Below are 15,976 nucleotides of genomic sequence, written 5' to 3'. Positions count from 1 at the left end.
GGTGAACCCGGACGCTGTGCCTGCCCCATCGTCGTGAATATACGGATGGCGGACGATAAGGAAAAGATAGTATTTTTGTTCCAGTGAAAGCTTTTCCTTATATGCTGGCCAACCAGCAAGACCGTCCGAATCGGGTAGCCCCATGAACTTGCGCCAATTGCGCGCCTTCGTCCTGATCGCCGACCACCGCAGCATCCGGGCGGCGGCCCGCGCCCTGTTCGTCACCCAGCCCGCCGCCACGCGCAGCCTGCGCGAGCTGGAGCTGAGCGTGGGGGCCGAATTGGTGCGTCGCAGCGCTCGCGGCGTGGAACTGACGACCTATGGCGAAGCCCTCTACAAACGCGCGGTGCTGATCCTGCAAGAGGCCCGCAAGGCGCAGGAAGAGATCGGCCAGATGCGGGACGGCCAGGGCGGCACGCTGAATCTGGCCATCAGCTCTTCAGCGTTGAGGGCCCTGCCCGCCGCGCTGATGGCGTTTCGCGCCCGCATGCCGCGCGTGGCGGTGTCGTTCAACGAGGTCGCGCCGCCCTACAGCCACGAGCAATTGGAATCCGGCCGCTACGACCTGCTGGTACAAACGGAATACGACGGCAACATCGACGACGGCTTTGCGCGCCAGACTCTCTTCACCCTGCCCATGGCGGTGGGCGCGCGCGTGGGACACCCGCTACGCCATGCGCGCAGCCTGGCGGACATGCACGATGCGCTGTGGCTGCTGCCGGGAAACATCCAGGCGCCGTCGAACCTGTTGCGGCTGGCGTTTGACGCGCACGGGCTACCGCCGCCACGCGACATCATCCCCTGCCAATCCATCGCGATCGCGCTGGCCATCATGGCCGAAAGCGATGCGCTGGGCATCTTCGTGCGCGACTTGTTCGACCACCAACTGATGCCACGCCCCTTGCGCATGGTGCCGTTGACGCATGAGCTGCCTGCCGCGCGGGTGTCGATCCTGACGCGGGCCGACTCGCCGCCCACGCCCGCTGCCCAGTGCTTCATCGACTGCCTGCTGGCGGCGCGCGCCGGCCGGGCTGCCGGTTCCTAGATGCCGGCGGGCGGACTTCGCCGGGCAACCGGTTATCATGGGCGCCGTGCCTCGCCGGAGCCGTCCAGACCGGCCTGTCGCCTCTACTCTGCGGTCACCATCCATGGCGTTTCCACGACTTCCGTCTCCTCCCACCCTGACCGACACGGTCGCCAAGCGCTTGCTCGCCGAAATTGACGAGGGCCGCGTGCTGCCCGGTGAAAAACTACCCACCGAGGCCACGCTGGCGGAACAGTTCGGTGTCAGCCGCACCGTCATCCGCGAAGCCGTGTCGCGTCTGCGGCAAGACGGCATCGTCGAAGCGCGGCAAGGCAGTGGCGTCTATGTGACGGGCCTGACGGGCAACCGGGCGCTGCGTATTGATGCCGCCGAACTGACGTCGCTGGATGCCGTGCTGCACATCGTGGACTTGCGCCGTGCGCTGGAAACCGAGATCGCGGCCCAGGCGGCAGCGGTGCGCAAGAAGCGCGACATGACGGAAATCGACGACGCCCTGGCCGCGATTTCGCAAGCGGTCACCGATGGCGGCGATGGCGTGAAGGAAGACGTGGCGTTTCACCGCAGCATCGCGCGCGCCACCGGCAACCCGTACTTCCTGACGACCCTTGCCTTCGTCAGTCAGTTCCAGGAAGCGGCCACGCGCGTGACGCGCGGCAACGAAGCCCGCCACGCCGACCTGATGCGTGATGTGCTGCAAGAGCACATCGCCATCGTCGAAGCCATTCGCAACCAGGATGTGGAAGGCGCCCGCGAGGCGGCCCGCATCCACATGGTGAATGCGGCCAAGCGGCTGCGCCAGGCACACCGCTAGGCAATGCCGCGCGGGCTACCCGAATGCCTTGATGAAGAAATCCCGCGTGCCGAAGTTGCCTGATTTCAGGGCGATGCTGATATCGCCTTGCGCCGCTGGCGCATGGCCGGCGCACCAGGGCACGCCCGGGTCGATCTGTTCGCCGATGGCGATTTGCTCAAGGCCCAGCGCCTGCACCACCGCGCCCGACGTCTCGCCGCCCGCCACGATCAATTGCCGCACGCCGCGTTCAACCAGACCCACCGCGATCTTCGCAATGGCCGCTTCGATCATGGCGCCGGCGCGCGCGGCGCCCAACGCGCCCTGCGCCTGCTTCACCTGATCTGGCTCTGCGGTGGAATAGACCAGCACCGGCCCGTCCTGCATGCGGGGCTCGGCCCAATCCAGTGCTTGCGCAACCACGTCCTCGCCCGCCGCCAACCTGATGGGGTCCAGCGCAAAGGCCGGACGGCCGCTTTTGATGAACGCGGCGACCTGCCCGTTGGTGGCGCTGGAGCAACTGCCCGCCACCACGGCTTGCAACCCTTGCGCCCGGGCCTGGCTGGCGGCGCTGCCCGGGGCCAGCCCCCAGTTGCCCGGCAGGCCAATGGCCACGCCCGACCCGGCCGTCACCAAGGGCATGCCGCGCAGCGCCGGCCCCAGGGCCAGCAAGTCATCGTTGGAGATGGCATCCACGATGGCGATCTCGATGCCCTCCGCCGTCAACTGCGCGATACGTTCGCGGATCGCATCGCTGCCAGCAGCCACCACACGATGGTCGATCAGACCGACCTTGCGCGACGTCTGCGCCGACAGCACGCGCACCAGGTTCGGGTCCGTCATGGGCGTCAGCGGATGATGCTGCATGCCGGATTCGTTCAGCAGCACGTCGCCCGCGAACAGATAGCCCTTGAAGACCGTGCGCTTGTTGTCGGGAAACGCGGGCGTGGCAATGGTGAAAGCCGTGCCCAACCGCGTCATCAGTGCGTCGGTCACGGGGCCGATGTTCCCCTGCGGCGTGCTGTCGAACGTGGAGCAATACTTGAAATAGATCTGCTCGGCGCCTTGCGCACGCAACCATTCCAGCGCCGCCAATGACTGCGCCACGGCCTCGTCCGCAGGCAGCGTGCGGGTCTTCAGTGCCACGACCACCGCGTCGGCGTCATCACGCAACGGCGCACCGGGGATACCGATCGTCTGCACCGTGCGCATGCCGGCGCGCACCAGATTGTTGGCCAGGTCAGTGGCGCCCGTGAAATCGTCTGCGATGCAACCCAGTTTCAAGCTCATGTCGACTCCGGCAACGTGATGCCCGGGAAAATCTTGATCACCGCGCTGTCGTCCTCGCGGCCATGCCCCGCCGAGGACGCCTGCATGAACATCTGATGCGCGGTGGACGCCAGCGGCAACGGAAATTTGGTTTGCCGTGCCGTGTCCAGCACCAGCCCCAGGTCCTTCACGAAGATGTCCACCGCAGACAACGGCGTGTAGTCGCCTGCCAAGACGTGCGCCATGCGGTTCTCGAACATCCAGCTGTTGCCCGCGCTGTGCGTGATGACCTCGTACAAGGCATCGGCATCCACGCCTTCGCGCAGGCCCAGCGCCATCGCCTCGGCCGCCGCCGCGATATGCACGCCGGCCAGCAATTGGTTGATGATCTTGACCTTGCTGCCCGCGCCCGCGCTGTCGCCCAGGCGATAGACCTTGCCCGCCATGGACTCCAGCACCCCGCCGCACGCCTCGTAGGCCGCCGCGCGGCCGGCGGTCATCATGGTCATCTGGCCAGCGGCCGCCTTGGCCGCGCCGCCCGAGATGGGAGCGTCCAGATACAGGACTCCCTGGGCCGCCAACCGCGCTTCCAGCGCGATGGACCAGCTGGGATCAACGGTGGAACACATCACGAACACGGCGCCTGGGCGCAGGGCGGCGGCGATGCCGCCTTCGCCATACAGCACGGCGTCGGTCTGCTGGGCGTTGACGACAACGCTGACCACGATGTCGCAAGCAGCGGCCATGTCGGCCAGCGTGGCGCAGGCCACACCGCCCTCCGCAGCGAAAGCCGTGGCGGCGTCGGCACGGATGTCATAGACGTGCACGTCGTGCCCCGCGCGGCGCAGGCTTTGCGCGATGCCCGCGCCCATGGCGCCCAGGCCGATGACGCCGACCCGGCGCGGAGACGTAGGCGTAGAGGATTGCGCAGGGGTTTGCGCGGGATTGTTGTTTTGCGTCATCGCGGAGAATTCCAAGAAAAATCAGGGCGTACGCGGCTTAGCGCGGCAGGTCGTCGGCCATGTAGGCACGGATGATTTCGGCAAAGTCGCTGTCGCCCTTCAACCCCAGGCGTGCAGCACGGGTGGTGTCCCAACGACCGGGCCAGCTGCCAACGATGCGTTCAACGCGCTCGTCCGCCTGCCAGGTAATACGATCAGCAACCGAGTCGCCCGCCACCTCGCGCAGCGCCTGCGCCATCTCGGCCACCGTGACCGACACGCCGGGCAGATTGATCGGCGCACGGTCGGCCACGGACTCGGCGGACAGTTCGCAACCCGCGATCAGCGCTTGAATCGCGCCGCGCGGCGACAGCAGCCACAAGCGCGTATCGGCACCCACCGGGCAGACCGCGGCCTCACCATTCAAGGGTTCGCGGATGATGCCGCTGGCAAACGAGGATGCGGCGGCATTGGGACGGCCCGGGCGCACGCTGATGGTGGGCAGGCGCAGCACACGGCCGTCGACGAAGCCACGGCGCGTGTAGTCCGCCAACAGCAATTCGGCAATGGCCTTCTGCGTGCCGTAGGACGACTGCGGATTCAATGCCGTGTCGTCTCGCACGGTGTCGGGCAACGCACCGCCATACACCGCCACCGAGCTTGTGAAGATCACCCGCGGCTTGTGACCCAGCGCGCGGCAAGCGTCCAACAAGGCGCGCGAGGCATCCAGGTTGATGCGCATGCCCAGATCGAAATCCGCTTCTGCCTGGCCGCTGACGATGGCCGCCAGATGAAAGATGACTTGGGTGTTCTTGCTGATGGCCTGGCGCAACACCGCTGGGTCGGCGATGTCGCCCACCAGCGATTGCACGCGAGGATCCGTCAGTCCGTCTGCCTTGACGACATCCAGCAGGTCGATCTGCGTGATGGGTTGTGGCCCGATGGCGTCCAGCGTCAGCGTGCCTTGCTCAAGCAGTTTGCGGGCCAGCCGCTGGCCCAGGAATCCGGCGCCGCCGGTGATCAGAATCTTCATGTTGGAGTGCTCAGTGTTTGGCAAGATAAGAGGAGGCCCAGCCCAGACCCGCGGACGTGCCTGCCTTGGGGCGGTATTCGCAGCCGATCCAGCCCGTGTAGCCCAGCGCATCGATGCGATCGAACAGATAGGGATAATTCAATTCGCCCAGATCGGGCTCGTGGCGGTCGGGCACGCCGGCAATCTGGATGTGGCCGATGCCCGCCATGTCGCGTTGAAGCTTCACCGCGATATCGCCTTCGACGATCTGGCAGTGATAGCAGTCGAACTGCACTTTCAGGTTGCTGGCGCCGACCTCGGCGCAAACCGCCTGCGCATCATCCTGGCGGTTCAGGAAGAAGCCGGGGATATCGCGGGTATTGATGGGCTCGATCACCACCGTGATGCCAGCCGACGCCGCCGCCCGCGCCGCGAATGCCAGGTTCTTCAAGTACACATCGCGGTGGACCGCGCGGTCGTCGCCCGCGCGGATCAGCCCGGCCATCACGTGCACGCTGCGGTTGCCCAGTTGAGCGGCATACTCCAGCGCCTGGTCCATGCCGCGCTGGAACTCGCTTTCGCGGCCCGGCAGGGATGCGATGCCGCGTTCGCCCGCCGCCCAATCACCAGGCGGCGCATTGAACAAGGCTTGTGTCAGGCCGTTGTCTTGCAACCGCGCTTTCAGGTCGACGGCGGTGAAATCGTAGGGAAACAGAAATTCGACGCCGGTGAATCCGTCGCTGGCGGCCGCCCTGAAGCGATCCAGGAAGGGATATTCGGCATACATCATGGTCAGGTTGGCGGCCAGGCGCGGCATGGCAATTCCTTAAGGGTCAGAGGGCGCAGTGGCGCATGGGCATCAACGGTTCACCAGCTTGGCCGGCGTGAACCAGACCGCGATGGCGCCGACGACCAACACCGCCGCCAGCACATACATGCCGGAGGCTGTGGATTGCGTCACGTCTTTCAGATAACCGATCATGTAGGGGCTGGCAAAGCCCGCCAGGTTGCCGACCGAGTTGACGATGGCGATGCCCGCCGCGGCCGCAGTGCCTGACAGGAAAGCCGTCGGCAACGACCAGAACAGCGGCGCGCAGGTGAGCACGCCTGCGGCGGCCATCGACAGGCAAATCAGCGACACCACCGTGTTGTCGGCGAACGACGCAGCTGCGGCAAAGCCCACCGCGCCCGCCAGCGCCGGCACGATCAGGTGCCAGCGGCGTTCACGCCGGCGGTCGGCGGAATGGCCCAGCAGGTTCATCACGATGATGGCGCACAGGAACGGGATGGCGCTTAGCAGGCCGATATTGAAGGCGCCCGTGACACCGGTCGACTTGATCAGCGTCGGCATCCAGAACGTCAGGCCGTACTGGCCGGCGACGAACGCGAAGTAGATCAGGCACATCCACCACACGCGCTTGTCGGCGAACACGGCGCGCAGCGAGTGCTTCTGCGTGCCCGTCTGCTTCTGGTCCTGTTCGATCTCGCGGGTCAGCAGCTTCTTTTCGTCGTCGGTCAGCCACTTGGCGCTGGAAATGCCATTGTCCAGGTACATGACGGTGACCACGCCGATGAGCAACGCGGGGATGGCCTCGATCAGGAACATCCACTGCCAGCCCTGCAAGCCGTGCGTGCCGTGAAACGCCTCCATGATCCAGCCGGACAGCGGATTGCCGAAGATGCCCGCCACCGGGATGGCGGACATGAACAACGCGATGATCTTGGCGCGGCGGTGGGCCGGATACCAATAGGTCAGGTACAGGATCACGCCCGGATAGAAACCGGCTTCGGCCAGCCCCAGCAAGAAGCGCAGAATGTAGAAGCCGGTGGGCGTCTCGACGAACATGAACATGCCGGACAGGATGCCCCACGTGATCATGATGCGCGCGATCCAGATGCGCGCGCCCAGGCGGTGCATGAGCAGATTGCTGGGCACTTCAAACAGGAAGTAGCCGATGAAGAACACACCGGCCCCCAGGCCGAACACGGTTTCACTGAAGCCCAGGTCTTGCGACATCTGCAACTTGGCAAAGCCGACGTTGACGCGGTCCAGATACGCGATCACATAGCAGAGCATCAGGAACGGGACCAGCCGCCAGAACACCTTGGCGTAGGCTCGGGCGGTCTCGCGGGATTCTGGCTGTGTCGCCGCAGCGGGCGCGGCGTTGGACGCCAATTCCATCGGGGGCATGACAAGTCTCCAAAAGGGTGCGCCGCCGCGTTACGCGCAGCGCGCGTCCGGACGGCTTTATAGGAATAAAGGGGTCAGTAACGCGCGCCGAAGGTTGCGCGTAGTGCTTCGATGGCCTGGTCGGTCAACGGCGCGGGCCGGGGATCACTCATCAGCCACAGGCGGGCGGTTTCCTCCAGTTCTTCCAGCGCATAGGAGGCATGCGCCACCGAACGCTCCCACACCACCGGGCCCAGCCGTTCAAACAGCGCGCCGCGCACCTGTCCCGCCACGGCGGCAACGTCTGCGGCAGCCTGCGGGTCGCCCGGCCGGCGGTAGCTGATCAGCGGAATGCGGCCCACCTTCATGACCTGATATGGCGTGATCGGCGGCAGCACTTCGTCGGGCCGCCAGACGCCGGCAAGCGTCAGCGCAACCAGATGCGTCGAATGCGTGTGGATGATGCCGCGCGACTCGGGGCTGGCACGGTAAATGCCCTGATGCAGCACCAACGTCTTGGAAGGCTTGGCGCCAGACACCCATTGGCCGTCCTGATCGACCTTGGCCAGTTCCGCCGGGTCCAGCCGGCCCAGGCAGGCGTCGGTGGGCGTGATCAGCCAGCCGTCATCCAGCCGCGCGCTGATGTTGCCCGCCGCGCCCACGGTGTAGCCCCGGTTGTAGAGGCTGGCGCCGACCGTGCAGATCTCTTCGCGAATGCGGGATTCATCCGTCATGGCGCACCCGGGAAAGGCTGGGGCGGATCAGCGGAGAAACCCGCGAAAAAGTCGGCGGCGCAACCAGCATGATGACGTGTCTCTTGAGTTGAAGTTATCGGGTCATCATACAAATTATGGCTTTCGGACCGATACCGGGTAAACCCGTATTCGCCCAAAAAAGCCTGCCGGCTACCGAACGCCTGACACGAAACCACGGCGGCGCGCGGCCGCGTCCGCCATGTGTTCCGGCATGCTGGCATCCGTCAGCACGCGGGCCTGAGCCAAGGTGGCGCTGTCCGCCAATTCCGGGCGGCCGCAGCCGTTCGGAGGCTCGGGCGCGTACTCCATCACCAGCTCGATCGTCCGCGCGGCGTCGATCCCGGCCCACTTCTCCACCATCACCAGGCCGAAGTCGATACCCGCCGTGATGCCGCCGCCGCTGGCGCGGTTGCGGTCGATCACCACCCGCCCCTCATCGGCAATGGCGCCGAACTTGTGCAGGAATGGACGCGCGCTCCAATGCGACGCGGAACGGTAGCCTTGCAGCAGGCCGGCCGCGCCCAGCAGCATCGATCCGGAGCAGACGCTGGTCACCCATTTGGCGCCCGCGCCCACGCTGGCCATCGCATCCAGCAGGGCATCGTCCTGCATGGCCTCGAAGACCGGCAAGCCGCCGCCCGGCACCAGCAGCACGTCCGGCGTCTTCGACACATCGCTGAAGTCATGCGTGGCACGAACGCCTAAGCATGCGTCCGTCATCACCTCGCCTTTGGAGGCCGCCACGAATTCAAATTCCACATCTGGCATCATCGACCACACCGTCATCGGGCCCACCATGTCTTGCAAGGTGAATCCGGGGAACATAAAGCAAACTACCTTCATCGCTGCACCTATTGATTGTCCATGCGTTATCGCCCCTTGTTTATAGTGTTGCCCGCCTCCGCGGGCCATGTGTTCCTGCCGCTGGATTCCGCCAATCGCCCCGCAATTTCCGCCACCTTGCCATGACGCCTTCCCGCCCCTTCCGACGCACTGTCGTCATCGCCATCCATGAAGGCGCGGCGGCCCTGGACCTGGCCGGGCCCATGGATGTCTTTTCGGCGGCCAACACCGTGCTGGGCGAAGGCCATGGCTACCAGACCCTGCTGATCAGCCATGCCGGCGCCCCGACGCGCTTGTCCAACGGCACGCGCGTGCTGCCTGACCTGTCCTATGACGACGCGCCGGGCCCGTATGACATCGTGCTGGCCGCAGGCGGGCCTTCGCCGTCGGAGGACCCCGTGCAAGCGGAGTGGCTGCGCACCGCCGCGCCTCTGGCCGGCGTGCATGGATCGATCTGCACCGGCGCGTTCGCGCTGGGCCGCGCGGGCTTGCTGGATGGACACACCGTCACGACGCATTGGGAATATGCGGCCGAACTGGCGGCGCGGTATCCCGCCGCCCGGGTCGAACCCGACCGCATCTATGTGCGCAGCGGCGCGCTCATCACCTCTGCCGGCGTGACCTCGGGCATTGATCTGGCGCTGGCCTTGGTGGCGGGCGACCACGGCGCCGAACTGGCTTTGCAGATCGCCCGGCGCCTTGTCGTGCTGGCGCAGCGGCAAGGTGGGCAATCGCAATTCAGTCCGTATCTGACGGCGCCGCTGACGGACGGGTCGCCCATTGCGCGTGCGCAGGCCTTCGTGATGGATAACGTCGGTCATGCCTTCACCGTGCAGGCACTGGCCGACGCCGCCGGCATCAGCGCCCGCAGTTTTGCGCGGCACTTCCGGCAGCACACAGGCATGACGCCGCATGACTTCATCGAGCAGGCCCGCATCGACGCTGCGCGCCGGGTGCTGGAAAGCACCCGGCTGCCGCTGAAGTCAGTCGCCTACGATTGCGGCTTCGGCAACGCGGACAACATGCGCCGCGTCTTCATGAAACGTCTGCAAGTATCGCCAGCGGACTACCGCCAGCGTTTCCTGCGAGACGAGTAGCGCGCGTCACTCCAGCACGCGCCCCTTCGTCTCCGGCAACAGCAATGCCATCACGATCACCACGGCGTAAGCGCCCGTGGCGAAGGCTCCGATGGCCCAGGCCAACCCGTGCGTCTGGCTCAGAAAGCCGACCAGGCTGGGGAACAACGCACCGATGCCGCGCCCGAAGTTGTAGGCAAATCCCTGGCCCGAGGCGCGTACGCCTGACGGGAACAGCTCGGTCAGGTAGGCGCCGATACCGCTGAAGATGCCTGACGCGGCAAACCCAAGGGGAAAGCCCAGGAACAGCATCTGGCCATCGGTCAGCGGCAGCTGGGTATAGGCGTAGACGCTGATCGTGGACAGCACCGAGAAGATCAGGAGATTGGCACGACGGCCCAGCCGGTCAGCCAGATAAGCGCCGGCAATGTACCCGCAGAACGATCCAAAGATGATGACCATCAGGTAGCCGCCGGTGTTCAGCACGGACAACTGCCGTTCGACCTTCAGATAAGTCGGCAGCCAGGTGGTGATGGCGTAGTAGCCGCCCTGCACGCCGGTGCACAGCACCGCGGTGATGAGGGTGGTCTTCAGCAGCCCGGGCGAGAAGATCGTCCAGAACGACGCCCGAGCCTCGCCTGCCTGCACCTTGGCCTGCGCGCGCTGGAACACCTCGGGTTCGGGCACATTCCGGCGGATGTACAACACCAGGAATGCGGGCAGCACACCGATCCAGAACAAGCTGCGCCATGCCCATTCGGCCGGCAGGACAGAAAAGGCGACCGTATACAGAATGGCCGCCACGCCCCACCCCACGGCCCAGCCGCTTTGCACGGTGCCCACGGCCTTGCCCCGGTGTTCGGCCCGCACGATCTCGCCCATCAGCACCGAGCCCACGGCCCATTCGCCGCCAAAGCCCAGGCCTTGCAAGGCACGCAGTACGAACAATTGCTCGAAGTTCTGCGCGAAGCCGATGGCCACGGTGCAGGCCGAGAACCACAGAATCGTGTATTGCAGGACACGCACGCGGCCGTACCGGTCGGCCAGGATGCCCGCCAGCCATCCGCCGATGGCGGAGAACAGCAGCGTGACGGTGCCCAGCATGCCCGCGTGCCCCTTGTCGATGCCCCATAAGGTCATCAACGTGGCGATCACGAAGGTGAACACCATGAAGTCCAGGGCGTCGATGGCCCAGCCCCCGAACGCGGCAATGAAGGTCCGCCGTTCCGTCTTGTTCAGCTCTCTATACCATTGCATGGCTTGCCTCTTGGAAGGTTCTGGCCTGAGGAATTACTGCGCGGGAGAAAAACCGTACAAGCGTTCGGGGTTGCTGACCAGGATGCGGCGGCGCAGGTCGGCATCCGGCGCCCACAGCGCCAATTGGTTGCGCAAGCGGCCCGTGTTGACCATGCGGGTCTGATGCACGTGTGGCCAGTCGCTGCCCCAGAGCATGCGATCCGGCGCGGTGTCGATCAGCGCTTGGGCCCATGGCACCACGTCGCTGAAATCGTCAAAGCGTTCACTGATGCGGTACGCGCCCGACAGCTTGACCCACCAGCCATGGTCCCGCACCAGATGCTGCAACGCTTGAAAGCCCGCGCTGTCCACGCCGTCGGCGACCGGCATGTGGCCCATGTGATCCACCACGCCGGGCACCGGCAGCTTGCGCATGCGCGGCAGCAGCTCGGGCAGTTGGCGCGCATCCATCAGGAACTGCATGTGCCAACCCAGGCCGGCGATGCGATGCGCCAGTGTTTCCATCGCGTCAAAACCGATGCCGCCCCCAAACAGGACATTGATGCGCAAGCCCCGCACGCCAGCGGCATGCATGTCCTCAAGCTCGCGATCCGTCACCGAGGGCGCCACCACGCCTACGCCGCGCAGGGTGTCGGGCGAACGCCGCAACACTTCCAGCATGTAGCGGTTATCGGTGCCGTAGACGCTGATCTGCACGAGCACGCCGCGCGTCATGCCGGTTTGGCTCAGCATGTCCAGATAGGCAGACTCGGGCGCGGGTGGCGGCGTGTAGGTGCGCTCCGGCACCAAGGGATAGGCCGTGGCATCAGCCGCCACCACGTGCGCGTGGGTATCGCAGGCGCCGGGCGGCACGTCGAAGACCGCCGCATCCATCTGGGGCAGCGGCCCCAGGCACAAAGGCGGTTCTTGGGGAGGCAAGCCAGAAGGGGTCGGGCACATGCGCGGGTCTCCTTTAATTGACCGTGATGTTGGCGTCCTGGATCAGCGTGGCAAAGTGTGGCACGTCACGAGCAATCAGTGCCTGAAACGCGGCCGCACCCTGTTCTTTCCCAGTGGGCGCCTGCGCCGCCAATTTGTCCAGCGATTCACGCACGTCCGGACGCTTCAAGGCTGCCGCCAGCGCCTGCTCAAGCCGCGCGACCACGGCGGGTGGCGTCCCGGCGGGCGCCGCGATGCCGTTCCATACGCTCATGTTGAAGTCGGGCACGCCGGCCTCAGAAAACGTCGGCACATCCGGGATCTGCGGCAACCGGCTTGCACTGGCCACGGCCAACGCCGTGACGCGCTTGCCTTCATGGATGGGGATCATCGTGACCGTCTGGTCGATGACCGCGTCCACCGTGCCCGCCATCAAGTCCGCAATGGCCGGGCCCGCGCCGCGATACGGAATCTGCATGCCTTGCGTATGCGTGACGTGCATGAAGTACGCGGCCGCGATGTGGCTGGTGGAGCCCGAACCGGCATTGCCGAAATTCACATCGGCGCCGTTCTTCTTCATGCGCGCGACAAAGTCGGACAACGTCGTGATGCCGCTTTTCTTGCTGACCGACAGCACCATTGGCACCGTGGCCACCAAGCCCACGGCCACCAGATCGTGGCGGGGATCGAACTTGCTCTTGGGATACAGCGACGGCGCAATCGCCAGCGACCCCATGTTGCCGAAGGTGATGGTGTAGCCATCGGGCGCGGCGCGCGTGACGCGCTGATTGCCGATCATGGTGCCGCCGCCTCCCAGGTTTTCCACCACGATGGTCTGGCCCAGGTTTTCACCCATGGCCTGCGCCACGATGCGGGCCAATCCGTCGGTGGACCCGCCCGCTGCATAGGGCACCACCATCGAGATGGCGCGCGTGGGGTAGTCCTGCGCGCTAGCGTTTGCGCCAAGCGCGTTCAGGCCGGCGGCCATGGCCGCCAGGAATGTCTTGTTCATGTCTTGCTCCTCGCTATTTCTGCCGGCCGCAGCCGGTCCTCCGCCTTGTCCTGGCGGTTGGGGTGATGCAGGTTGAAAGAGGCGGCGCGGGTCTGCCGCGCCGCTTGGATGAAGCGGTCTAGTCTTTCTTGGCGGCCAACTCCACGCCGGCCAGTTGTTCGGACAGGCGCGCAACGGCGGTGTGGTCCTGCCCCTTGCCCAAGGTCTTGCCCGCCGACGCCCACAGCTCGCGGCACAGGGACGAGAACGGCGTGGGCGTGCCGGTATCCGTGGCAATGCCCAGCGCAATGCCCAGGTCCTTGACCATCAGATCCAGGCCGAAGCCCGAATTGAATTCGCGCGACAGCACGAACTGCTTGAACTTCTTCTGCGTGGAATTGTTCATGCCCGTGGACGCATTCAGCACATCCACGATCACGTTCGGATCCAGGCCGAATTGCTGACCGATCAGCATGGCTTCAACCCCGATCAGGAAGCCGCCCGCCGACACCAGGTTGTTCAGCGCCTTCATGGCATGGGCGCTGCCCACATCGCCCACGGCAGTGATCGACGTACCCATCGCCGACAACGCCGGACGCACGCGCTCCAGCGTGGCGGCGGGGCCGCCGAACATGATCGCAAGTTCACCCGTGCGCGCACGCGGCACCCCGCCCGACACGGGCGCGTCCACCATCTGGCCACCGGCGGCGGCCACGGCCTGGGCCAGCCGCTGGGTGTGCGCCGGCACGCCAGAGCTCATCTCCACCACGACGCTGCCCGGGCGCAGGCCGGCCAATACGCCATCGGCGCCGGTCAGTACCTGTTCCACGATGGCGCTGGTCGGCAGCATCGTAAAGAGGATGTCGGACTGCGCCGCCAGCGCGGCGCACGTGGCAGCGGCCTGGCCGCCCACTTCCCGCGCGAATTTTTCCGCCTGACCGGGCACGGCATCGAAGACCGTCACGGCGTAGCCCGCCTGCACCAAGCGCGCCGCCATGGGCCAGCCCATGCTGCCGATGCCGATCAGGCCCACGGCTTCTTGCGGTGCGCTCATGCTTGCTGCTCCTTGAAGGCGCCCTCTTCTTCCAGCACCTGGTTGGCCACCTTGAAGGCGTCCAGGCCTGCGGGAATACCGCAATACACCGTGGCTTGCAGCAGGATTTCCTTGATCTCTTCCACCGTGACGCCGTTGTTCAGCGCGCCTTTGACGTGCAGTTTGATCTCGGCCGGCCGATTCAGTGCCGTCAGCATCGCCAGGTTCAGCATGCTGCGCGTCTTCTTCTCCAGGCCCGGACGGCCCCAGGTGTAGCCCCAGCACCATTCGGTCGTGATGTGCTGGAACGCCATCATGAAATCGTTGGCGCGGGCCAGCGAACCGTCCACGTATTCGGTGCCCAGCACCTCGCGACGCAGATTCAGGCCTTGATCGAACAGGGCTTGGGTTTCGGATTTGATGTCTGCCATAGGTTCCTCGTTGGTGATGATGACGAGCGTCGATTCGCGCTTTCGCCGGATTTGGTTTGTCTGATTGTCAGTCCATTTTCGTCAGATCGTCAATAGTCAGATTGTCGGACAATATGCTTGACTGCTTAAAAAATGAACACAATAATGCGGCAAAGCGCCGGGCTGGCTGCCGTGCGCCCACACCCACAAAAGCCAGGAGACAAGCATGAAACGCAATCCCCAACAGGCCGTGCGCCATGGGCGCCGGGAATTTGTCGCCGGACTGGGCGCAGCCGCGCTGACCGCCGCCTTGCCCAGCCGCGCGCTGGCCGCCCCCGCCGACATCAATGTCGGCGTGATCCTGCCGCTGTCCGGCGCCAACGCGCAGTTCGGCATCAATTCCCGCCAGGGGCTGGAATTGGCGGCGGACGAAATCAACGCGGCGGGCGGCATCAAGTCGCTGGGCGGCGCCAAGCTCAAGCTGGTCATCGCGGACGCCACCTCGCAACCCACCACCGCCGCCACCGTCGCGCAGCGGCTGATCACGCAGAATCGTTGCGTGGCGCTCATCGGCGCCTATGCCTCGTCGTTGACGCTGGCCGTGTCGGAAGTGACCGAGCGCCGTGGCATCCCGCTGCTGACCATGTCGTTTTCGGACGTGCTGACCGAACGCGGCTTCAAGCACATCTTCCAGGTGGTCTCCAAGGGTTCGGTGCTGGGCCGCGCGCAATACGACTACGCCGCATCCGTCGTGGCGGGCGCCTCCGACATCAAGAAGATCGCGCTGCTGTACGAGGACACGGCCTACGGCACGTCGCAAGCCGTGGGGGTGCGCAACGCGGCCAAAGCGGCCGGCGCCCAGATCGTGCTGGATGAGGCCTACCCGCTGGGCATCACCGACGTGACGCCACTGATCAGCAAGCTGCGCGGCTCGGACGCCCAGATCGTGTTCCCGATTTCGTATCTGAACGACAGCCTGCTGATCATCCGCGTGATGCGTCAGCAGCGCCTGACGGTACCCATCGTGGGCGGCGCGGCGGGCTATGTGATCCCCGACTTCGCGAAGGCACTGGGCCGGTATTCCCAGGCCGTGCTGTCGATCGCGCCGGCCAACTATGACCAGGCGCCGGAATACACCGAACGCTACCGCAAGCGCTTTGGCACCTTCATGCCGCACGAAGCCCTGGAGCACGCCGTGTGCGCTGGCGTGCTGGCGCTGGCGCTGGAAGTGGCGGCATCCGACAAGCCCGAAGCCGTGTCCAAGGCCCTGCGCGCGCAGAAGTACGACCAAGGCTGGGCCGGCGTGATGTCTGGCGGCGGCGTGCACTTCGACGCCAATGGCCTGAACACGCTGGCGCAACCCATCATGGTCCAGTGGCAGAACAACGAACTGGTCTCGGTGTGGCCGCAGGCGTTGGCCAAGGGCCGCGTCATCACCGCCAGCTGAGCGCCGCGCGCGGCACGGA

Annotated in this window: 16 protein-coding genes; 4 read left to right on the top strand and 12 right to left on the bottom strand. The window is 65.6% G+C overall.

Going from position 1 to position 15,976, the window contains the following annotated elements:
* The first annotated feature begins 142 nt into the window (after positions 1-142).
* Together HV753_RS24705 and HV753_RS24700 are read left to right on the top strand one after the other, a co-directional pair.
* Complete coding sequence (locus HV753_RS24705) at positions 143-1,045, top strand: LysR substrate-binding domain-containing protein (protein WP_175177213.1); 903 nt, start codon at positions 143-145, stop codon at positions 1,043-1,045.
* Between the two features lie 103 nt (positions 1,046-1,148).
* A complete protein-coding gene (locus HV753_RS24700; RefSeq protein ID WP_175177212.1) occupies positions 1,149-1,856 on the top strand; it encodes a FadR/GntR family transcriptional regulator in 708 nt (235 codons plus the stop codon).
* Positions 1,857-1,871: 15 nt separating this feature from the next.
* On the opposite strand, the gene otnK is transcribed toward HV753_RS24700, so the two are convergent.
* The 7 genes from otnK to HV753_RS24665 form a co-directional block, all read right to left on the bottom strand.
* Entirely contained in the window at positions 1,872-3,125 is a 1,254-nt protein-coding gene (otnK, locus tag HV753_RS24695) for a 3-oxo-tetronate kinase (RefSeq protein ID WP_175177211.1), read from the bottom strand.
* Entirely contained in the window at positions 3,122-4,066 is a 945-nt protein-coding gene (gene ltnD / locus HV753_RS24690) for an L-threonate dehydrogenase (RefSeq protein WP_175177210.1), read from the bottom strand. The genes otnK and ltnD overlap by 4 nt, the downstream gene beginning before the upstream one ends.
* Positions 4,067-4,103: 37 nt before the next feature.
* Positions 4,104-5,078 (bottom strand): D-erythronate dehydrogenase, encoded by a 975-nt coding sequence (gene denD / locus HV753_RS24685; protein WP_175177209.1) that lies wholly within the window; start codon positions 5,076-5,078, stop codon positions 4,104-4,106.
* A gap of 10 nt (positions 5,079-5,088) precedes the next feature.
* The gene (gene otnI / locus HV753_RS24680) at positions 5,089-5,874 is read right to left on the bottom strand and encodes a 2-oxo-tetronate isomerase (RefSeq protein ID WP_175177208.1); all 786 of its coding nucleotides are present in this window, start codon (positions 5,872-5,874) and stop codon (positions 5,089-5,091) included.
* Positions 5,875-5,916: 42 nt separating this feature from the next.
* Complete coding sequence (locus HV753_RS24675) at positions 5,917-7,239, bottom strand: MFS transporter (RefSeq protein WP_425485930.1); 1,323 nt, start codon at positions 7,237-7,239, stop codon at positions 5,917-5,919.
* Positions 7,240-7,322: 83 nt separating this feature from the next.
* Positions 7,323-7,961 carry a 3-oxo-tetronate 4-phosphate decarboxylase gene (gene otnC / locus HV753_RS24670; RefSeq protein ID WP_175177206.1) on the bottom strand — a complete coding sequence of 213 codons (639 nt, stop codon included), beginning with the start codon at positions 7,959-7,961 and terminating at the stop codon, positions 7,323-7,325.
* Between the two features lie 171 nt (positions 7,962-8,132).
* A complete protein-coding gene (locus HV753_RS24665) occupies positions 8,133-8,825 on the bottom strand; it encodes a DJ-1/PfpI family protein (protein WP_281370986.1) in 693 nt (230 codons plus the stop codon).
* Between the two features lie 122 nt (positions 8,826-8,947).
* Between HV753_RS24665 and HV753_RS24660 the strand changes: the two genes are divergently transcribed.
* Entirely contained in the window at positions 8,948-9,922 is a 975-nt protein-coding gene (locus HV753_RS24660) for a GlxA family transcriptional regulator (protein WP_175177204.1), read from the top strand.
* 6 nt (positions 9,923-9,928) lie between these two features.
* Here the strand turns inward: HV753_RS24660 and HV753_RS24655 are convergent, their stop codons facing one another.
* From HV753_RS24655 to HV753_RS24635, 5 genes are all read right to left on the bottom strand, one after another.
* Positions 9,929-11,158: an MFS transporter gene (locus HV753_RS24655; protein WP_175177203.1), complete on the bottom strand. Its 1,230-nt coding sequence runs from the start codon at positions 11,156-11,158 to the stop codon at positions 9,929-9,931.
* Between the two features lie 33 nt (positions 11,159-11,191).
* Complete coding sequence (locus HV753_RS24650) at positions 11,192-12,097, bottom strand: amidohydrolase family protein (RefSeq protein ID WP_217481495.1); 906 nt, start codon at positions 12,095-12,097, stop codon at positions 11,192-11,194.
* Positions 12,098-12,110: 13 nt separating this feature from the next.
* Positions 12,111-13,088: a Bug family tripartite tricarboxylate transporter substrate binding protein gene (locus HV753_RS24645; protein ID WP_175177202.1), complete on the bottom strand. Its 978-nt coding sequence runs from the start codon at positions 13,086-13,088 to the stop codon at positions 12,111-12,113.
* 118 nt (positions 13,089-13,206) lie between these two features.
* A complete protein-coding gene (locus HV753_RS24640; protein ID WP_175177201.1) occupies positions 13,207-14,121 on the bottom strand; it encodes an NAD(P)-dependent oxidoreductase in 915 nt (304 codons plus the stop codon).
* Positions 14,118-14,531 (bottom strand): carboxymuconolactone decarboxylase family protein, encoded by a 414-nt coding sequence (locus HV753_RS24635; protein ID WP_008163645.1) that lies wholly within the window; start codon positions 14,529-14,531, stop codon positions 14,118-14,120. Before HV753_RS24635 ends, HV753_RS24640 begins: the two co-directional genes overlap by 4 nt.
* A gap of 205 nt (positions 14,532-14,736) precedes the next feature.
* Here HV753_RS24635 and HV753_RS24630 point away from each other — a divergent pair, with 205 nt between their 5' ends.
* Positions 14,737-15,957 (top strand): ABC transporter substrate-binding protein, encoded by a 1,221-nt coding sequence (locus HV753_RS24630; protein ID WP_175177200.1) that lies wholly within the window; start codon positions 14,737-14,739, stop codon positions 15,955-15,957.
* Positions 15,958-15,976: the final 19 nt, after the last annotated feature.

Origin of the sequence: Achromobacter pestifer (assembly GCF_902859625.1) — a bacterium.
Taxonomy (GTDB): Bacteria; Pseudomonadota; Gammaproteobacteria; order Burkholderiales; family Burkholderiaceae_B; genus Achromobacter; species Achromobacter pestifer.
This window is presented reverse-complemented; position numbering and strand designations above follow the sequence as displayed.